Annotated in this window: 15 protein-coding genes and 2 pseudogenes; 8 read left to right on the top strand and 9 right to left on the bottom strand. The window is 64.5% G+C overall.

Features of this window, described 5'->3' with window-relative positions:
• Positions 1-107: transposase (locus F7R02_RS09860; RefSeq protein WP_143694929.1), on the bottom strand; the 107-nt coding region annotated here is incomplete at its 3' end.
• Between the two features lie 63 nt (positions 108-170).
• Here F7R02_RS09860 and F7R02_RS09855 point away from each other — a divergent pair.
• A pseudogene (locus F7R02_RS09855) lies at positions 171-1382 on the top strand (glycoside hydrolase family 16 protein); the annotation flags it as partial.
• A 21-nt stretch (positions 1383-1403) separates the two neighbouring features.
• On the opposite strand, the gene F7R02_RS09850 reads toward F7R02_RS09855, so the two are convergent.
• Positions 1404-1772: a response regulator gene (locus F7R02_RS09850; protein WP_078568179.1), complete on the bottom strand. Its 369-nt coding sequence runs from the start codon at positions 1770-1772 to the stop codon at positions 1404-1406.
• On the bottom strand, positions 1765-2928 hold the full coding sequence (locus F7R02_RS09845; protein WP_078590527.1) for a two-component system sensor histidine kinase NtrB: 1164 nt from the start codon (positions 2926-2928) through the stop codon (positions 1765-1767). The genes F7R02_RS09850 and F7R02_RS09845 overlap by 8 nt, the downstream gene beginning before the upstream one ends.
• Before the next feature lie 160 nt (positions 2929-3088).
• Here F7R02_RS09845 and F7R02_RS09840 point away from each other — a divergent pair, with 160 nt between their 5' ends.
• The 6 genes from F7R02_RS09840 (at position 3089) to trxC (ending at position 10143) form a co-directional block, all read left to right on the top strand.
• A complete protein-coding gene (locus F7R02_RS09840) occupies positions 3089-6262 on the top strand; it encodes a response regulator (RefSeq protein WP_078590525.1) in 3174 nt (1057 codons plus the stop codon).
• Positions 6235-7083 carry a CheR family methyltransferase gene (locus F7R02_RS09835; protein ID WP_172107320.1) on the top strand — a complete coding sequence of 283 codons (849 nt, stop codon included), beginning with the start codon at positions 6235-6237 and terminating at the stop codon, positions 7081-7083. Before F7R02_RS09840 ends, F7R02_RS09835 begins: the two co-directional genes overlap by 28 nt.
• Positions 7080-7664: a chemotaxis protein CheB gene (locus F7R02_RS09830; protein WP_005923558.1), complete on the top strand. Its 585-nt coding sequence runs from the start codon at positions 7080-7082 to the stop codon at positions 7662-7664. Before F7R02_RS09835 ends, F7R02_RS09830 begins: the two co-directional genes overlap by 4 nt.
• The gene (locus F7R02_RS09825; RefSeq protein WP_078590523.1) at positions 7661-8791 is read left to right on the top strand and encodes a hybrid sensor histidine kinase/response regulator; all 1131 of its coding nucleotides are present in this window, start codon (positions 7661-7663) and stop codon (positions 8789-8791) included. The genes F7R02_RS09830 and F7R02_RS09825 overlap by 4 nt, the downstream gene beginning before the upstream one ends.
• A gap of 366 nt (positions 8792-9157) precedes the next feature.
• A complete protein-coding gene (locus F7R02_RS09820; protein WP_003484258.1) occupies positions 9158-9523 on the top strand; it encodes a DUF1428 domain-containing protein in 366 nt (121 codons plus the stop codon).
• Positions 9524-9696: 173 nt separating this feature from the next.
• Positions 9697-10143 (top strand): thioredoxin TrxC, encoded by a 447-nt coding sequence (gene trxC / locus F7R02_RS09815; RefSeq protein ID WP_033484090.1) that lies wholly within the window; start codon positions 9697-9699, stop codon positions 10141-10143.
• A gap of 106 nt (positions 10144-10249) precedes the next feature.
• Here the strand turns inward: trxC and F7R02_RS09810 are convergent, their stop codons facing one another.
• The gene (locus F7R02_RS09810; protein WP_078590521.1) at positions 10250-12619 is read right to left on the bottom strand and encodes a TonB-dependent receptor; all 2370 of its coding nucleotides are present in this window, start codon (positions 12617-12619) and stop codon (positions 10250-10252) included.
• Between the two features lie 293 nt (positions 12620-12912).
• Here F7R02_RS09810 and F7R02_RS09805 point away from each other — a divergent pair.
• A pseudogene (locus F7R02_RS09805) lies at positions 12913-14561 on the top strand (glycoside hydrolase family 43 protein).
• Between the two features lie 104 nt (positions 14562-14665).
• Here the strand turns inward: F7R02_RS09805 and F7R02_RS09800 are convergent.
• From F7R02_RS09800 to F7R02_RS09780, 5 genes are read right to left on the bottom strand one after another with little or no spacing between them, the layout of a single operon-like run.
• Positions 14666-16621, bottom strand: coding sequence for a response regulator (locus tag F7R02_RS09800; RefSeq protein WP_005923542.1), 1956 nt, complete (start codon positions 16619-16621; stop codon positions 14666-14668).
• Positions 16611-17483 (bottom strand): sensor histidine kinase, encoded by an 873-nt coding sequence (locus tag F7R02_RS09795; RefSeq protein ID WP_011050810.1) that lies wholly within the window; start codon positions 17481-17483, stop codon positions 16611-16613. The genes F7R02_RS09800 and F7R02_RS09795 overlap by 11 nt, the downstream gene beginning before the upstream one ends.
• Positions 17480-18493 (bottom strand): ATP-binding protein, encoded by a 1014-nt coding sequence (locus F7R02_RS09790; RefSeq protein WP_078590519.1) that lies wholly within the window; start codon positions 18491-18493, stop codon positions 17480-17482. Before F7R02_RS09790 ends, F7R02_RS09795 begins: the two co-directional genes overlap by 4 nt.
• Positions 18484-18879 (bottom strand): anti-sigma regulatory factor, encoded by a 396-nt coding sequence (locus F7R02_RS09785; RefSeq protein WP_033484087.1) that lies wholly within the window; start codon positions 18877-18879, stop codon positions 18484-18486. Before F7R02_RS09785 ends, F7R02_RS09790 begins: the two co-directional genes overlap by 10 nt.
• Positions 18876-19238 (bottom strand): STAS domain-containing protein, encoded by a 363-nt coding sequence (locus F7R02_RS09780; protein WP_003484273.1) that lies wholly within the window; start codon positions 19236-19238, stop codon positions 18876-18878. Before F7R02_RS09780 ends, F7R02_RS09785 begins: the two co-directional genes overlap by 4 nt.
• Position 19239 lies beyond the last annotated feature (1 nt).

The raw sequence follows: 19239 nt of genomic DNA, 5'->3' as shown, positions 1-19239 counted from the left end.
GCCGTGCTGATGCCGACTTGGCGACAGATGTCTTTGACTGGAACGCCTGCGTCGGCCTGCTTCAGCGTGGCGATGATCTGTGTCTCGGTGAACTTCGATGTGCGCATGGAACCTCCTGACTTGGGAAAGATGCCAGAAAGATCTACTTATGCGGTGTCTGCGGATCGGGGGAGCTTACGAACGGATGCCAGATCGGCTTGTGCGGCTGGGGCAACGGCGAGATGCAGTACTACACCAGCCGCACCGAGAATGCGCGGATCGAAAACGGCAGGTTGGTGATCGAAGCACGCCGCGAAGCCTTCGGCGGCATGCCGTTCACTTCAGCACGGCTCAAGACCGAGGGCCGCATGCACTTCACGTACGGCACGCTGGAGGCGCGCATCAAAACGCCGGTGGTGGGCAACGGTTTGTGGCCGGCGTACTGGATGCTCGGCACCATCGGCGTGTGGCCGGGCCGCGGCGAAATCGACCTCATGGAAGCCGGCATGGCCGCCGCGATCGCCAATGGCACCGCGAACCGTCGCATCGGCGCGGCGGTGCACTGGGACTACAACGGGTCGCAGGCCGATTACGACACCAGCTACACCAGCCCGGTGAATCTGCATGACGATTTTCATGTGTACCGATTGACCTGGGACCCGCAATTCATCCGCGTCTCGATCGACGGGCAGCAATACTTCGAATTTGCGATTTCCAATATCGAAGGCGCTTCCTTGCATGAATTCCATCAGCAGCAGTATCTGTTGCTCAACCTGGCGGTGGGCGGCACCTTCACTGGTGTGACCTCGCCTGCTGCGGTGACGGCCCCGCTCCCTGGCAAAATGGAGGTCGATTACATCCGCCTGTATCAGAACCCAGGGTCGCAGTTGTACGTGGGCACGCAACATGCCGTGCCCGCGGGCCGGTTCGGGGTGTTTACCGAACAGACCGATACCAGTGCACGGCTGACCTTCGGCCAGGATGCCGAGTTGTATCTGTGGAACAATCTCACCCCGATTGCGCAGGCGCCTTTCGAGGGCGGCAGTGTCATGGCCTACCGCGCCAACGCCGGGGCATGGTTTGGATTGGGCATCCAGAGCGACTACCGCAATCTCGCTGCGTATGCCGGCGGTGCATTGAAGCTGCACGTCAAGACCACCACGCCGTCGACATTCAAGATCGGCATCAACACCAGCTTCGGCGATAGCTGGGTGGATTTTGTCGCTGGCGGCAACCAGTACGGACTGGTGCGCGATGGCGCCTGGCACGAGGTGAGCATCCCGTTCAGCGCCTTCTACGATCTGGATCTGCAGGCGGTCAAACAGCCCTTCATGCTGGTGGCCGATCCACCGGCTGCACCGGTGGAGATCGCCATCGACAAGGTGTACTACCAGAGCCGTTGAGGCCGCACGCCCAGCCAACGTCTACGCGTTGGCTGGGGTGGCCTTGAGCATGTCGATGAGTTGACGCAGGCGGTACGGTTTGGGCAGGAAATCGACCTGCGCCGGCAACGACGGCAACTGCGCCTTGGCAAACCCCGAGGCCAGAATCACGCGCGCCTGCGGCAGCAGTTGCGCCACCTGCTCGCTCAGTTCGATGCCCGACATGCCGTTGGGCATGCGGATATCGCTGAACACCACGTCGTACGGGCCACTGTCGCGCACCATGCGCAACGCGCTGTGACCATCATCGGCGGTGTCGACGCTGATGCCGGCATCGCGCAGCGCTTCGCCGATCAATTCGCGCAGTTCTTCTTGGTCTTCCACCATCAGCAGGCGAAGGGATTCAGTCATGCTCGGCCTCCTCGACGGCCGGGAGAAACACGGTGACGGTAGTGCCGCGTCCAGGTGCGGTCTCAAGCTCGACGAAGCCACCGGACTGGGATGCGAAGCCATAGACCTGGCTCAAGCCCAGCCCGGAGCCCTTGCCGACATCCTTGGTGGTGAAAAATGGCTCGCTGGCGCGTTGTGCAACGTGCGCGGACATGCCCGGACCGTCGTCGCGTACGGCAAGGGCGACGTATGGGCGACGGACGCCTTGTGGGCTTGACGGTTCGGATCGCTGCGCAGCAGAAGTGAGCAACGCGATGCTGCCGCCAGAGGGCATCGCATCGCAACTATTGAAGACCAGATTGAGCAACGCCGCCTCCAGCTGACCGGGGTCTACGCGCACATGCGGCAGTGCGTCGGCAAACTGCAACGACAAGCTCACACCCGGCGGACAGGCACGCCGCAACAGTTCCAACGAACGCGTCACGATGTCGTTGACCGGGTGGCGCTCAGGGTTCAGTTGTTGACCGCGCGCGAAAGCGAGCAGTTGCCGCGTCAGCAAGGTGCCGCGATCCACCGCAGTTTGCGCCACTTCGATCAACATGCGGGTGCGCGCGTCCTCGCCTGCGCGCAGCGCAATCAGATCCAGGCTGGTCACCATCACCGTGAGCAGGTTGTTGAAATCGTGGGCCATGCCCGGCGTCAACCGACCCAAGGCTTCGACCTTCTGCGATTGCAGCAACGCCTGCTGCGCCTGTTGCAGCAAATGCTGCGCCTCACGGCGCTCGGTCAGATCGCGAGTGACTTTTGCAAACCCCACCAGCACGCCGAATTCCAGCACCGGTTCGATCACTACACTGGCCCAGAACCGGCTGCCGTCCTTGCGCAAGCGCCAACCTTCGGCAGCGAAGCGCCCTTCCCGCTTGGCGATTTCCAGATTGCGGCTGGGTTCGTCGCGCTGCGCATCCTCGGGCAGGTAGAACCGCGAGAAATGCGTGCCTAATACCTCGCTTGCGCTGTAGCCCTTGATGCGCTCGCCGCCGGGGTTCCAGCTGCGAATATGCCCGCCGATATCCAGCATGTAGATCGCATAATCGGACACGCTCTGCACCAACAGCTGACACTGCCGGCTGTCGTAAGAAAGCGGCCCTGCGCTGTCGACGGCCGTTTCCGCATCCATCGCGCGATGATTCCCCCAGAAAAGCGCGGGACCATATTGACAGCCGCGTGAAGGCTGCGTGCAAGCCAACGCGGCAGCAAAAAGTGTCAAATTTCCGGCGATTTGTGCGTGAAAGTTATCGGCTACCATGACCGCCCTTCCAGTTCGGTCCACGCACCTTATGCAAACCATCTCGACCACACGCGACTGCTGGACTTGGGTCATCGCGGGGGCCTTGATGGCGGCAACGCTGGGCATGGAACTGGTGACTCCGCTGGGTTATGCGGTGTGGCTGACCTACTTCGTAGCAGTAGGCGTGACGGTGTTTCAGAACCGCCCGCAGGTGCCGCTCATCGTGGGCGTGCTGTCGTGTATCTTGCTGGCGATTGGTTTTCAGCTTGCGCCACCGAGCACGAATTCGAGTTTTTCCTCGGTCAATCGCAGCATTGGCGGCGTGTCGTTCCTGGCGATGGCGTTGGTGGTGATGCAGGCGATCCGCGCACGCCGGCAGGCCGAATTCGCACTGTGGCTGCAGCAGGCAGAAAACACGGTCGAGGCCAGTTTGCGCGGCGATCAGGCGCCGCAGGAACTGGCCGACGCCGCGGTGCGCGCACTGTGTCAGACGCTGGATGCGCAGGTCGGTGCGCTCTATCGCATCGAGGGCGACCGTCTGCGACTCACCGGTGGTGCGGCGTTGCCGCCCGATCTGCCGCAGACGCTGCCGACCGCTGCCGGCCAGCTCGGCGAGGTGCTGCAACGTGGCACAGTGCGTCGCATCCGCGGCATGGACGCCGGTCATCTGCAGATTGCCTCCGGGCTGGGCCAGAGCAGCTGCCAGGAGTTGCTGCTGGCGCCGATCACCGCCGACGACCGGGTGATCGGCATCATCGAGCTCGGGCGCGTGACCGACCCACGCACCGCCGGCTCGCGCGAAGAAGAACTGTTGGCACGCTGCGGCGAGAACATCGGCCTGGCACTGCGCACCGCATTGCTGCGCGCGCAGCTGGTGGCCTTGCTGGAAGAAACCCAGCGACAGAGCGAGGAACTGCAGACCCAGCAGGAAGAGCTGCGCGTGGCCAACGAGGAACTCGAAGAACAGAGCCGTAGCCTGCAGCAGTCGCAAAGCGACCTGGAAGTGCAGCAGGCAGAACTAGAACAGACCAACGTGCAGCTGGAAGAGCGCACCCAGGCACTGGAAGCGCAGAAGCAGGCCTTGTTGATCGCGCAGAATCAGCTGATGCGCAATAGCAACGAGTTGTCCACTGCCTCGCGCTACAAGTCGGAATTCCTGGCCAACATGTCGCACGAGTTGCGCACGCCGCTCAACAGCGCCTTGATCCTGGCCAAGCTGCTGGCCGACAACAAGGACGGCACGCTCAGCGCCGAGCAGGTGAAGTATGCGCAGGCGATCCTGTCGTCCAACAACGACCTGCTGGCGCTGATCAACGACATCCTGGACCTGTCCAAGATCGAAGCCGGGCACGTGGAGTTGGCCGACGAAACGGTCGTCACCGGTTCGGTGCTGCAACGCCTGCGCGACACCTTCGAACCGCTGGCGCGACAGAAGGGCCTGGCATTGGAGATCACGGCAGCTGCCGGTGCGCCGGCACAGTTGGTCGTCGACAACCAGCGCCTGCAGCAGATCCTCAAGAACCTGTTGGCCAACGCCATCAAGTTCACCGAACACGGCAAGGTCGGCCTGCTGGTCCAGGCATCTGCGCCAGGCCGCGTGCGCTTCGCGGTGACCGATACCGGCATCGGCATCGCGCGCGAACAGAGCGAGGTGATCTTCGAAGCGTTCCGTCAGGCCGATGGCAGCACGCGCCGCCGCTATGGCGGTACCGGGTTGGGTTTGTCGATTTCGCGCGACCTGGCGCAACGCATGGGCGGCAGCATCAGTGTGGACAGCGAGCCGGGGCGCGGCAGCTGCTTTACGCTGGAATTGCCGACCGATGGCGCACCTGCGGAGGTGATCGGCCCTGCCGATGCAGCTGCGAACGTCGCCGCGGTCGCAGCCTCGGCGTCTGGAGCCCACGTGCAACAACGCACTGGCAGCACGCTAGGTGCGCAATCCGGCGCACCTGCTCTTGCGGCGGCCCACATGGCGCCAGTGCCGATCGCATCGCCCAATGCCGCACCGATCCAGCGGGCCGACGACGATCGCGACCAACGCAGCCGCCCAGGCCGGCTGATCCTGGCGGTGGAAGACGACACCCGCTTTGCGCAAGCGCTCGTGGAACTGGCCCACGAACTGGATTTCGATTGCGTGGTGGCCCCCAACGCAGAAGAAGCCCTGCGCCTGGCCGCCGAACTGCGCCCCAGCGGCATCCTGCTCGACATCGGCTTGCCGGATGCGTCCGGTCTGAGCGTGCTCGAACGCCTCAAGCGCGATCCGGCCACACGCCATGTGCCTGTCCACGTGGTGTCCGCGTTGGAACGCAGCCAGATTGCGCTGGAGCTTGGTGCGGTTGGCTACCTGATCAAGCCGGCCACACGCGAACTGCTGGCCGGTGCGATCCGCCAGCTGGAAGAAACCAACGCACGCGCAGTGCGTCGTTTGTTGATCGTCGAAGACGACAGCGCCTTGCGGGCGAACCTGCAATTGCTGCTGGCGCGCGACCAGCTGGACATCGTGGCGGTCGGCAGCATTGCCGAGGCGATGGACCAGCTGGCAGGTTTCACCTTCGATTGCATGGTCACCGATCTGGCCTTGCCCGACGGCAGCGGCTACGACCTGCTCGAACGCATGGCCGGCAACGATGCGGTCGCCTTCCCTCCCGTGATCGTCTACACCGGGCGCGCACTGACCCGCGACGAAGAGCAAGGCCTGCGCCGGTATTCCAAGAGCATCATCATCAAGGGCGTGCGCTCGCCGGAGCGTCTGCTCGATGAGGTAACGTTGTTCCTGCACAGCGTGGAAGCCTCGTTGCCCAGCGATCAGCAGCGCTTGCTGCGCGAAGCACGCCGCCGCGACGCGGTGCTGGACGGCGCCACCGTGCTGCTGGCCGAAGACGATGTGCGCAACATCTTTGCGCTGTCCAGCGTGCTCGAACCGCTGGGCGTCACGCTGCAGATCGCACGCAATGGCCGCGAGGCGCTGGAGCACCTGGCCAAGCACGAGGTGGACCTGGTCCTGATGGACATCATGATGCCGGAGATGGATGGCATCACCGCGATGCGGCAGATCCGTGCCAATCGTCAATGGCAGGATCTGCCCATCATCGCGCTGACCGCCAAGGCCATGGCCGACGACCGCGAACGTTGCCTGGAAGCCGGCGCCAACGACTACATCGCCAAGCCCATCGACGTGGACAAGCTGGTCTCGCTCTGCCGCGTATGGTGCTCGCGGCAATGAACCCGGTAGAGCTGTTCGACCTGGAACTGCGCGTGCTGCTGGAAGCGGTGTTCCAGCGCTATCACTACGACTTCCGCGACTATGCGGTGTCCTCGTTGCGACGGCGCATGCGCCACGCAATGGCGCGTTTCGACTGCGCGCGCGTGGCCGATCTGCAGCACCGTCTGCTGCACGAGCCGGACACCTTTGCGCAGGCGATGCAGTTCTTCACCGTGCAGGTCTCGGAGATGTTCCGCGACCCGGCATATTTCCGCGTCGTGCGCGAGCATGCGGTACCGGTGTTGCGCACCTATCCCTCGATCAAGCTCTGGGTGGCGGGCTGCAGTACCGGCGAAGAAGTCTGGTCCCTGGCCATCCTGCTGCACGAAGAAGGCCTGTTGGAAAAGGCGGTGATCTACGCCACCGACATCAACCCCGAAGCGCTGAGCATGGCCGAAGCCGGCGCCTATGGCATCGATCGTATCGCGCAGTTCAGCCGTAACTATCTGGACGCCGGTGGCCGCACCTCGCTGTCGGACTACTACACCACCGCTTACGACGGTGCGGTGTTCGACCGGCGCCTGAAACGCAATATCGTTTTCGCCGACCACAGCCTGGCGACCGACACGGTGTTTTCCGAAGTCCACCTGGTGTCCTGCCGCAACGTGCTGATCTATTTCAACCGCAGCTTGCAGGATCGTGCGGTGGGGTTGTTCTACGACGCATTGGTGCATCGCGGCTTTCTCGGGTTGGGCAGCAAGGAGTCGCTGCAGTTCGGCGCGCACGCGCAGGCGTTCGAAGCCTGTGCGCGCGAGCAGCGGCTGTATCGGAAAGCCGCATGAGCTGCGCGTCTGCAGCCCAGCGTTTCGATGCGATCGTGATCGGTGCATCCGCCGGTGGCGTGATGGCCCTGCAGGCGTTGTTGTCCGGGCTGCCGGCAGACTTGCCGATGCCGGTGTTGGTCGTGCTGCATCTGCCGCGCGACCGCCCCAGCCACATCGCCGAGCTGATGGACGCGCGCTGCGCGCTGCCGGTGCGCGAGGCCGAAGACAAGCAGCCGCTGTTGCCCAGCACCGTCACCATCGCCCCGCCCGACTACCACCTGCTGGTGGAAGACCGCGACAGCCTGGCGTTGTCGATGGATGCCCCGGTGTTGTTTTCGCGCCCGGCGATCGACCTGCTGTTCGAATCGGCTGCCGATGTCTTCGGCGAACGCCTGCTGGCAATCCTGCTCACCGGTGCCAGCAGCGACGGCAGCGCCGGTGTGGCCGCGGTGCGTGCGATGGGCGGCATTGCCTGGATCCAGCGCCCCGATGACGCCGCCGCGTCGCTGATGCCCGCCTCCGCTCTCGCCCACGCCGGCGCCGATGCGGTGCTGACCTTGCAAGCCATCTGCACCCGACTGGAAGCTTTTCACGCATGAACCTTACCGCGACCGGCCTGGCTGCAAGCAGCGACGACACCGAATCGACCAAGATCCTGATCGTGGACGATGTGCCGCAGAATCTGGTGGCCATGGAAGCGCTGCTGCAACGCGACGGCATCCGCGTGCTGTGCGCCGCCTCCGGTGCGCAGGCGCTGGAACTACTGCTCGAACACGACGTGGCATTGGCGCTGCTGGACGTGCACATGCCGGAAATGGACGGGTTTTCGCTGGCGGAATTGATGCGCGGTTCGCAGCGCACCCGGCATGTGCCGATCATTTTCCTGACCGCATCGCCGAACGATCCGATGCGCGCCTTCCAGGGTTACGAAACCGGCGCCGTGGATTTTCTGCACAAGCCGATCGAGCCGCACATCATCCTGAGCAAGGTCAACGTATTCATCGAGTTGTATCAGCAGCGGCGGCTGCTCAAGGCGAGAAATGCTTCGCTCGAACGCGCGCTCAAGCTCAACGAGACCATGATGGCCGTGCTCACCCACGACCTGCGCACACCGCTGTCGGTGATCCTGCTGTGCGCCGACAAACTCGGCCTGGATGTCGATGCCGACAGTTCGGCTGCGCGCACGCTGGAACACCTGGAAAACAGCGCGCACCGCATGTCCCGCATGGTCGAGCAATTACTGGATTTTTCGCGCCTGCGCACCGATGGTTTGCCGATGCAGTTCAGCCCATGCAACCTGGGCGAGGTGGTGCACAGCGTGGTGGGCGAAGTGGCGCAGGCCAATCCGCACACCACGATCGACCTGCGCACCGAGGGCGACCTGGATGGCGATGGCGACGGCGACCGGTTGGCGCAGGTCGTGTCCAATCTGGTCGGCAACGCGGTCCTGCATGGCGGACGCCATCCGGTGCAGGTGCATCTGGATGGCCGCGAACACGACACCCTGCGCCTGTCGGTGCGCAACACCGGCAGCATTCCCGACAGCCTGATGCCGCGTCTGTTCGAACCGTTCAAGGCCAGCTTCCATGCAAGCCAGGGGCTGGGACTTGGCCTGTTCATCGCCGACCAGTTCGTCAAGGCACACGGCGGTACGCTGCAGGCGCGCAACGAGGACGGCGACGTGGTGTTCGAGGCAAGATTACGCCGCCACAACCTGGCAGCCTGACCGCCGTACTGTGGCGACGACCGCAGTGCCGTTGCTCGCGCAGCTTTGCGACCAGCGCATCTTCGCCGATGCACTGCCGCGGCCTCCAGCAAAAGCGCTTGCAGGGCGCTGCCGTCGATCGAGGCACGACAGATCCGCGGCCGCCGCGCCAGCGAGCCCGACAGGCAGGACCTCGGCAGTGCGCCTGATAGCCCAGGCGACAGCCAGCTCAAGCAGTGCCGTTGCACCCCATGCACAGTATGCTCGTGCGGCCAGCGCGCTGGATGCACGCTCCTGCCCCACTGCTCTCCAGTTGTTGGTCGCACCAAATATCCCTTCTTGGTCATCCTCACGTGCACGCCGTGCAGCCCATCTGCGGAGGTGGTTATGTCGTATATCGATGGTTTCGTGCTTGCCGTCCCCACGGCCAACAAAGAAGCCTTTATCGCGCATGCCCGCATGGGCGATGCGGTCATCATGGAGTACGGAGCCCTGCGGGTGGTGGAGTGTTGGGGTGACGATGTCCAAGCAGGGCAATGGACCGACTTCTATCGCGCAGTGGATGCCACCGCCGAAGAGACCGTGGTGTTTTCCTGGATCGAATGGCCGGACAAGGCCACCCGGGATGAAGGCATGCGCAAGATGATGGAAGACCCACGCATGGACCCGTCGGTCAATCCGATGCCGTTCGATGGCAAGCGCATGATCTACGGTGGCTTCGTACCGATCGTGGCGCTGGGCCAATCGGCTTGAGCGATGCAGCGCGCGATGGCCCGCGGGACGTTGATCAGGCATGCGCAGGCTGGTACTGCCGCTGACGTTCGGCACGGAATCGTTTGTGGTGATCGCTACACTGGCGGCATGCAGCATGCGCCGCCAGCGATGGCCGGAGATAGCGCAGGCAGCGCCGCCGACTGGAGACCCACATGACCGACGCACCGCTACTGATCGCCTGTCCGAGTTGCGCTGCGATGAACCGTATTGCGCCCACGCGCCTGCGCGATGCACCCAACTGCGGCAGCTGCCACAAGCCGCTGTTCCCGGGGACGCCGGTGGCCTTGTCGGCTGCAGATTTCGACAAGCATGCGGTGCGCAGCGCATTGCCGTTGGTGGTGGATTTCTGGGCGCCCTGGTGCGGGCCATGCCTGAGCATGGCGCCGCAATTTGCCGCAGCCGCCGCAGCATTGGAACCGCAGGTGCGCCTGGCCAAGGTGGATACCGACCTGCATCCGGCGCTGGGCACGCGCTTTGGCATCCGCAGCATTCCCACCTTGCTGGTCATCCAGGGTGGCCAGGAACTGGGCCGTCATTCCGGCGCGGTGAGCAGCACGCAAATCGTCAACTGGGTGCGCTCTGTCCTGAGCAAGCGGTGACGCAACACGAAGGTCAGCTGCGCATGCACGCAGCTGGCCTCTCCACTTGCAGGAAATATCACTGCGGCGCAGACGCCGCAGTGACTGCAATCAGGCGATCAACCCGTCACTGCCAGTTGACGTTGACCGACACCCCGACGACACGCGGCTCGTTGTAGACCGCGGCCATGTAGTTTTCGATCACGCCCTTGAGGTTCTTTTCGTTGGTGATGTTGCGCGCGAACGCCGCCACTTCCCACGCACCGTAGCCACCGGTGTAGCCCAGCTTGAGGCCACCTTCGAAATTACCGTCGGAGCGGAATTCGGTGGAGTCGTATAGCACGAAGCTGGTCTGGCCCTGCTTGTTCCAGTCGGTGGACACGAAGAACGCGCCGTCGTTGCCGACCGGGATGTCGTAGCGCGCGGCCAGGTTGAGGTTGTACTTGGGCGCGTTGGGCAGCGGGTTGCCGTCGATCTGGGCGAAGGTGTTGGCACCTACGCGAATGGTCGGGTCGTTGACCGTGCACACCACCACGCCATTGAGCGCGCAGACCTGGGCGTAGACGCGCTCGTCGTGGATTTCGCTATGCAACAGGCTCAGGCCGGCGGTGATCGACAGGTTGGAGATCGGGCGCCAGTCCAGATCCGCTTCCATGCCGTAGGCCTTGGCCTTGTCGGCATTGAACAGCACCCCATTGCCGTCCGAGTCGTTGCCGTTGAGCTGGATATCGTCGACCGTGTAGGTGAAGCCGCTGACATTCAGGCGCAGACGGTTCTCGAACAGGCTGCTCTTGATGCCGGCTTCCCAGGACAGGATGGTTTCCGAATCGGCAGTGGTGAAATCGGAATTGAACACCGCGCTGCGGCCCTGGATGGTGGGGCCACGGAAACCGCGCGCCACACGCGCATACACGCTCAACTGCGGATCGATCTCATACATCGCGCTCAGATCCCAGCTGGGCTGGGTATCGGACATGCGCACATCGCGCCGGCCGCGGTAGGTCACCACACCGGCCGCGGTGTCGGCGGTCTTCAACAGTCGGGTTTCCTTGGTGTCCTTGGTCTGGCGGATGCCGGCAGTCAGCGTCAGCGCGTCGGTCGCCTTGTAGCTGAGCTGACCGAAGCCGGCCCACGAGGTATTGGTATTGCGCAGGCGCACCCAGTTGTTGGGGTTGCGCGCGGCGGTCTGCAGGAAGAAGGCACGCTGATAGAAATCGGTGGTGTCGCGGCCATCGAAATAGAACGCGCCCACCTGCCACTGCAGGGCATCGTCGCCTTCGCTGGCCAGGCGCAATTCCTGCGTGTACTGGTCCAGGTCGCGGATCTGTCCCATCGACTGGCCAAAGCCGTTCGGCACGCCATTGACCGGGTGATTGGCGGCAGCACCGCCATCGGTGTCGCCACGGCTGTAGCCGGAGGTGGTTTCATAGGCGGTGATGGAGGTCAGCGACACGCCACCGAAGTCGTAAATCGCCTTGAGCGAGCCGCCATCGGTTTGATATGCCTGAGGGTTGTCGTGACCTTCGTCGTAGGCTACGCGGTCGCGCGGCACGTCCACCTTGTCGCTGCCACGCGTGATCGCATTGCGCAGGAACAAGGTGGAGGTGCCGTCGTAATCGCGCGTGTGCACCGAGCCCAGCAGCGAGAACGCATCGTTGGGCTTGAGCAAGACCTGCAAGCGCGCATTGCGGTCGTTGTAACCGCCCATCGCGTCCTTGCGCGGCGTGCGCGTGCCGTCGGCGCTGCTACCGGCAAAGGTGTTGTCCACCCAATCGTCGCGGTGCTGGTACAACGCGGACACACGGAACGACAGCACATCGTTGATGGGGCCACCGAAGCCGCCATCCAGCGAGAGGGTGTTGTAGCTGCCGTAGCTGGCGTTGACGCGACCGGTGTAGGTGTCGCTGGGCTTGACCGTATCGAACTTGACGATGCCGGCGGTGGTGTTGCGCCCGAACAGCGTGCCTTGCGGGCCGCGCAGCACTTCGACCTGGTCCACGTCATAGACCGGATTGGATTTGAGCACGACATGCTCCAGCACCACATCGTCCTGGATGATGGACACCGGCTGCGAGGCACCCAGGTAGAAATCGATATTGCCCAGGCCACGGATATAGAAGCGCGGGAAGATGCGCCCGGTGGTGGTTTCGGCGTAGAAGCCCGGTACGCGGCCGGAAAGCGCCAGCAGCGTGTCGTCGCCACCGGCGGTGTAGTCGCGCATCGCTGCGCCCTGCACCACGCCGACCGAGACCGGCACGTCCTGCAGGTTCTGCTCGCGGTGCTCGGCAGTGACGGTGACCGTGTCCAGCGCGGTGGGGCTGGCTTCGCCCTGGGCCGCTGGCGCTTGCTGCGCAGACGCGGTTGCCGCCAACGAGGCTAGCAACAGGCACGCGCAGGCACGCGCGAGCGGCGTGCGCTGCAAGGCGGCGCGGCGGCGCGCAGCGACCTGTGCAATAGCGGACACTGGCAACGAAAAGACAGGCGAGTACAACGGCATGCGGACTGATCCTAGAAAGTGATGCGAGGTGATGACACAGCGTCGAAGCCATTCGGCATGGCATGCCTGCTGGCGGCGCCGCGTGGCGCCGCGCGCACGATATGTCAGCAATGTTGCAGCGAAGTGGCAGCGCCCGATCACCACACGCCGCCACGCGCGTGCAGGCATGCCATCACGCAGCGCTGGCATCGCAAAACGTCATGCCACGCCGCCCTGCGTGCTGTCATGCTGGTGTCGTACTGGCGTTGCGCCAGGGCATGGCACACGGGGATCTCTTGAAACGACTCGCATGGATGGCCGGCCTGCTGGCCGCATTGAGCTGTCAGCTGGCACAAGCCGGCACCGCGTTGATCACGCAGATCGATTACCAAGGCGACGATGGTGGCCCCGTGCCAACTGCCGCGCAATACCGCAATCCGGTCGTGGCCGGCTTTCATCCGGACCCGTCGGCGGTGCGCGTCGGCGACGATTTTTATCTGGTGAATTCCAGTTTCGGCTACTTCCCCGGCCTGCCGGTCTTCAAGAGCAGCGACCTGGTGCACTGGAACCAGATCGGCAACGCGATCGACCGTCCAACCCAGATCAACTACGGCAACGACGAACTGACCCGCGGCCTGTTTGCCGCCAGCATCAGCCACCACGCTGGCACCTTCTATATCGCCAACACCTGTTTTTACTGCGATGGCGGCAATTTCCTGATCACCGCCACCGATCCTGCCGGGCCATGGTCCGATCCGATCTGGCTGGACGCCAAGGGCATCGACCCCTCGCTGTTTTTCGATGACGATGGCAGCGCCTGGCTGGTCAACAACGACGTGCCGGCCGGCAAGATGCGCTACGACGGGCACCGCGCCATCTGGCTGCAGCAGCTGGATCTGGCCAGCATGAAGTTGGTCGGCACCCGTCAGGTGATCGTGGATTCCGGCTTCAAGCCGGCGACCAATCCCGAACACATCGAAGGCCCGCATCTGTTCCGCCGCGATGGCTACTACTACCTTACCGCGGCCGAAGGCGGCACCGGCGAGCAGCATGCGCAGATGATCTACCGCAGCCGCCAGATCGCCGGGCCATACGAGACCTGGAGCGGCAATCCGGTGCTCACCCAACGCGACCTGGACCCGTCTCGCACTGCGCCGATCACCTCGGCCGGGCATGCGCAGTTCATCGAACTCAAGGACGGCACATGGTGGGCGGTGTTCCTCGCGACGCGCCCTTACCGCGGCAATCACTACAACCTGGGCCGGGAAACCTTCTTGTTGCCGGTGCAATGGCGCGATGGCTGGCCGGTGGTGCTGCCGCATGGCGCCGCGGTCCCTGCAGTGGCCGCGCGCCCACCTTTGCCGGCGGGCGTGCAGACCCTGCCGACCACCGGGCCAATGCAGTGGAGCGAACGCTTCCAGATGCGCGCGTGCCGATGCAATGGATGACCATCCACCCCCCAACGACGCCGTGGTATCAGCCCGGCGCGCAAGGTTTGCGCGTGACCCCGGCAAAGGTTGCGCTAGGCGATCTCGGCCGTGGTCCGCCGGCCTATCTGGGTCATCGCCTGCAGCACCATCACGCCACCTTGGTCGCCAGCGTGGATGGCAGCGCGCTGGCGCCAGGCGAACAGGCCGGTCTGGCGATCGTGGCCAAGGAGAGCAACTTCCTGGCAGCGATGCTGGTGCGCGAGGACAGCGGCGCTGCGGTGGTGCTGTATCGCCGCGCCGGATCGCAACAGCCCGGCACCGGCACCGAACTGGCACGCGCCCCCCTGCCCGATGCCACGCAACCGGTGAGACTGCGCTTTGCGCTGGATGCCGCCCGCGTGCACGTGGATTACGCCGTCGGCCAGGGGCAGTGGCAGACGCTGCTCGAACAGGGCGATGCAAGTGTGCTCAGCACCGAGTCGGCCGGCGGTTTTCTTGGCGCCACATTCGGGCCGTACGCGTATGCGCGCTGAGCGGCGTGCAGGAACGGGGCTGCACGCGTGGTGCATGCAGGGTCCCAACGCCGGCCGCGCCCGCGCCGCAGCTACGCATGCATTTCAGCAGCCGCTTTAACGCCCTACGCCCGCGCCAGGACGCTGCTGTCGAGCATCTGCCCCACCGTGTTGAGCAGATCGTTGAGGCTGAAAGGCTTGGGCAGCAAGGCCATGCCTTCTGCGAGAAATTCTTGCCGCGTGGCCGCGTTTTCGGCGTAGCCGGTAATGAACAGGACCGGCAGACCCGGGCGTAGCATGCGCGCCACATCGGCCATGTCGCGCCCGTTCATGCCGGGCAGGCCGACATCGGAGACCACCAGGTCGATATGCACCTCGGTGCGCAATTGTTCCAGCGCGCCGTTGGCATCCTCGGCTTCGATGACCTGGTAGCCGGCATCGCTGAGCACTTCACTCACCATCATGCGCACCACGTCGGTGTCGTCTACCAGCAAGATGCGCTCGTTGCGCGTGCGTGGCACGCTGGGCGCCGGTGGCGGCAACAGCTCGTTGGCCGAGAGCCCACGCGGCAGCAACAACGCCACCGTGGTGCCACGGCCCACGGTGCTGGTGATGCGCGCGGTGCCGCCGGATTGACGTGCGAACCCGTAGGTCATCGACAGACCCAGGCCGGTGCCTTCGCCGATGGGTTTGGTGGTGAAAAACGGTTCGAACACCTGGTCGAGAATGGCCGGCTCGATCCCACTCCCGTTGTCGATCACCTTCACCGCGACATAGTCGCCGTCGTCCAGTTCCGGATCGTTGTGCGCAGTGTAGGCCGCGCTCTGGATGCGGATGGTGCCCTGCCCTTTCAATGCGTCGCGCGCATTGATGACCAGGTTGAGCACCACGTTTTCGAGCTGGTTGGCATCGGCTATGGCCACCAGCGGCGTGGATGCAAGCTCCAGCTCCAGCGCGATGTTTTCGCCGATCGAGCGCTGCAGCATGTCTTCCAGCGAACGCACGCGGATGTTGACGTCGAACGGTTGCGCGTCCAGCGATTGCTTGCGTGCGAACGCCAGCATGCGCTGGGTCAGCGCGGCGGCGCGGTGCGCAGAGCCGGTGGCGATCTCGGCCAGGCGCGGCACCCGTTCGATGCGGTTGGATTCCACTGCGAGCTGGATCATGTCCAGCCCGGAGATGATGCTGGTCAGCAGGTTGTTGAAGTCGTGCGCGATGCCACCGGTGAGCTTGCCCAGCGCTTCCATCTTTTGCGCCTGCAGCAGCTGGATTTCGGTGTGCTGGCGCTGCGCGATCTGATGCGCGAGCTCGCTGGTGGCGGTATCCAGTTCCTGGCGCTGCTCGCGCTCGCGCAGGCGCTGCTCGGTGACGTCTTCCACCAGCAACAGCCCCAGATCCGGCTCGCGGTAGGGCGACACCCGCCATTCGGTTTCGCAGAGCTTGCCATCGCGCAGCAGCGACAAGGTGCCGCTCCAGCGCTCGCGCTGCGCCAACGCAGTGGTCAGGGCATGCACAGCGGCGGCCTGATCCAACCCGGCGGCGTGGATCGCGGCGCCGGGCGTGGCGCTCCCGATCAAACGCTGGAACGCGGCATTGGCCTCGTGCATGTGCAGGTTGGCATCCACCACCGCAATCGGCGCGCTGATGTGTTCGAAGATTTCGCGGAAACGCGCCTCGCTGATCCGCAGCGCCTCCTCGGCGCGGCGTGCGCGCAGTAGGGTGCGCAACGTGGCCAGCAATACGTTGGGGTCGACCGGATGGATCAGGTAGGCGTCGGCGCCGGCATCCAGCCCGGTGATCATGTCGCCGGTGGCGATCGAGGCCGCCGAGACATGCACCACCGGGAGCAATGCGGTGCGCGGCTCGGCACGCAGCGTCCGCACGATGTCGAAGCCACTCATGTCCGGCAGGTTGACGTCCAGCACCACCGCAGAAAACGTCTGCGTGGCCATTTTCGCAAGCCCCTCGGTCCCGGTGCCGGCTTCTTCGATCACGAACTGATGGTGTTCGAGCACGCGCCGCACCGAATAACGCGTCACCGCGTTGTCGTCGACGACCAGAATGTGGTGCTTACTGCCCACGTGTCTCCTCCGCTGCCAGGGTCACCGGCAGCACCACGTAAAATTCAGAACCCTGCCCGACCACGCTGTTGATCCCCACCCGGCCGCCCAGCAATTCGGCGAACCGTTTGCAGATCGACAACCCCAGGCCGGTGCCGGTCAGGCGTTTTTGCAGCGGCGAGTCCACCTGTACGAAATCTTCGAACAAGGCCTCGTGAAGCTCGGCCGGAATGCCGATGCCAGTGTCCTGCACGCCAAAGCGTACATGGCTGTCGCCTTCCAGCTGCGCAAACACGCGCACCTGTCCCTGCGGGGTGAACTTGAGCGCATTGGATATGAAATTGCGCAGGATCTGCGCCAGCTTCTTGTCGTCGGTGTAGAGCATCGGCAGTACCGGCGGATCCTCGAAGATCAGCGTGGTACTGCCCATATCGGTGAGCGGCCGGAACATGCCGCGCAGCGCCGCGAACAGGTCCATCAGGTCGAACCAGCCCGGCGAGATGGTGATGCGCCCGGCCTCGATCTTGGCCAGGTCCAGCAGGTCGTCCACCATCTCGGTGAGCTCACGCGCCGAACCGCTGACAAAGCGCACCTGCTTGAGCTGCTCGGCGTTGAGCGGCCCGTCCATGCCGTCCTCCAGCAGCCGGGTGATGCTCAGGATCGAGCCTAGCGGGGTACGGAACTCGTGGCTCATGTACGACAGAAAGCGGCTCTTGAGTTCGGACACGTCGCGCAGCTGTTCGGCCTGCTGGTCGAGCTCGGCATACAAGGCCAGCACGCCTTGGTTGGTTTCTTCCAGCTCTTCGCGCAAGGCCTGGTTCTGCTGGCGCAGGCTTTCAAGTTCAGCCATCTCGGCTGCCGGCAGATCGGTGGTTGAATTCATTGCATGCCTCCCAAGCGCATGACGAACACGCAGCAATCGTCGCGGCCGCGCGCGTAATCGCGTGCCAGCACTGCGGCAATGATGCGTGGATGGCGCGACAGCAGACCCGGGTGATCGCGCAGGGTCCAGCGCGATTGCAGGCCGTCGCTGTGCATGACCAGCAACTTGCCGGCCGCGTGTGGAAAGTCGAACGGTTGCGCCTTGCGGAACTGAACCCCGACGATGCCAGGGTGCGAGGGCATGCCGCGCACCCCATCGCCATCGCACAGCGAGGCGACGATATTGCCCACCCCGGCAAAGCGCACCTGGCCGCTGCCGGCATCGAACTGCATGACCGCCGCCGCGCCACCGCGCGTGCCGCTCATGCCGGCATGCAGGCGCGCGATGCGCTCGCCGGGCTCGCCACTGGCCAGCGCCGCCGCGCGCGTGCCGGCATCGGCGGCATCGGCCGCGTCTGGCCCGTGGCCCAGGCCGTCGATCACGCTGACGGTCACCCGTTGCGCATCGATCGCCAAATGCCAGCCATCGCCGCACACCACTTCGTTATGCAGCGGTACGCGTAGCGCGCCGTAGGGCAGATCAAGCTCGGCGCGTGGCTGGGCGAACACGCGTGCCAACACGATCGCACCCTTGGCATCGGAATACGCATCCAGCAGCTGCGCCTGGCGCTTGATCGCACCCAAGCCGGTGCCCGGCGTTCCGGCGGTGGAATAGCCATCGCGCAGGCCGTCTGTAAGCGCGAAGCCCGGGCCGTCATCGATGGCGCACAGCTCCACGCCCATGCCGCCGTCACGCGCGGCCACCGTGGACAACTGCAGGCAGCCGCCACGCCCGTGCTTGACCATGTTGATGGCAAGTTCGGTGGCAACCAGTGCCACCCGGCCACAGCTGGCTTCATCGAAGGCGAGCATCTGCGCCAAGGCGGTAGCCTCACGGCGCGACTGTCCGACCTGGCTGGTTTCGTCGACACGAAACGAACGGGTCACCAAGCCGGTAACGTTCACTTCCATTTGGTGATGGTGATTCGCGTGCCTTCGCCCGGCGCTGTGTCGAGCACGAAATCGTCCACCAGCCGCCGGCTGCCGGACAGTCCCAGCCCCAGGCCACCGCCGGAGGTCCAGCCGTCGGTCAAGGCGAGTTCCAGGTCTGCAATGCCCGGTCCCTGGTCGCGGAACGTCAGCTGCACTCCCTTGCGAATGCCGCTTTCAACCAGTACCCAGTCCATGTCGCCGCCACCGCCGTAGATCACGGTATTGCGCGCCAGTTCGCTGGCCGCGGTGACCAGCTTGGTTTGATCGACCAGCCGCAGCCCGCATTGCACCACCAGTTTGCGCACGGTCTGCCGCGCCAGCACCACATCCTGCTCGGTGCGCACCGGTTGCGAGCCGGCCGTCATGGAGCCGCATCGGGTTGCTGCAGCAGGCGCATGCCGCGCTCGACATCGAGCGCGGTGCGCACCGACGGCAGGGTCAGCCCCAACTCCACCAGGGTAATCGCCACCGCCGGCTGCATGCCCACCACCACGGTTTGTGCGCCCATCAGCGTCGCCAGCCCGGAGATGGTGCTGATCATGCGCCCGATGAACGAATCGACGATATCCAGCGCGGAAATGTCGATCAACACGCCGCGCGCAGAGGTGGCGCTGATCTTCTCGGACAGATCGTCTTGCAGTTGCAGCGCCAGCTGGTCGTGCATGTCCACCTGGATGGTGACCAACAACAGATGGCCCATCCGCAGGATCGGAATACGCTCCATG

The sequence above is a fragment of the Xanthomonas cissicola genome, from assembly GCF_008801575.1.
Classification (GTDB): domain Bacteria; phylum Pseudomonadota; class Gammaproteobacteria; order Xanthomonadales; family Xanthomonadaceae; genus Xanthomonas; species Xanthomonas cissicola.
This window is presented reverse-complemented; position numbering and strand designations above follow the sequence as displayed.

Excerpts from the sequence above, each read along its gene's own strand:
- F7R02_RS09780 (WP_003484273.1), bottom strand. The coding sequence starts at position 19,238 with ATGGAGCGTATTCCGATCCTGCGGATGGGCCATCTGTTGTTGGTCACC.
- F7R02_RS09845 (WP_078590527.1), bottom strand. The coding sequence starts at position 2,928 with ATGGATGCGGAAACGGCCGTCGACAGCGCAGGGCCGCTTTCTTACGAC.
- F7R02_RS09830 (WP_005923558.1), top strand. The coding sequence starts at position 7,080 with ATGAGCTGCGCGTCTGCAGCCCAGCGTTTCGATGCGATCGTGATCGGT.
- F7R02_RS09840 (WP_078590525.1), top strand. The coding sequence starts at position 3,089 with ATGCAAACCATCTCGACCACACGCGACTGCTGGACTTGGGTCATCGCG.
- F7R02_RS09820 (WP_003484258.1), top strand. The coding sequence starts at position 9,158 with ATGTCGTATATCGATGGTTTCGTGCTTGCCGTCCCCACGGCCAACAAA.
- trxC (WP_033484090.1), top strand. The coding sequence starts at position 9,697 with ATGACCGACGCACCGCTACTGATCGCCTGTCCGAGTTGCGCTGCGATG.
- F7R02_RS09825 (WP_078590523.1), top strand. The coding sequence starts at position 7,661 with ATGAACCTTACCGCGACCGGCCTGGCTGCAAGCAGCGACGACACCGAA.
- F7R02_RS09785 (WP_033484087.1), bottom strand. The coding sequence starts at position 18,879 with ATGACGGCCGGCTCGCAACCGGTGCGCACCGAGCAGGATGTGGTGCTG.
- F7R02_RS09810 (WP_078590521.1), bottom strand. The coding sequence starts at position 12,619 with ATGCCGTTGTACTCGCCTGTCTTTTCGTTGCCAGTGTCCGCTATTGCA.
- F7R02_RS09790 (WP_078590519.1), bottom strand. The coding sequence starts at position 18,493 with ATGGAAGTGAACGTTACCGGCTTGGTGACCCGTTCGTTTCGTGTCGAC.
- F7R02_RS09850 (WP_078568179.1), bottom strand. The coding sequence starts at position 1,772 with ATGACTGAATCCCTTCGCCTGCTGATGGTGGAAGACCAAGAAGAACTG.
- F7R02_RS09795 (WP_011050810.1), bottom strand. The coding sequence starts at position 17,483 with ATGAATTCAACCACCGATCTGCCGGCAGCCGAGATGGCTGAACTTGAA.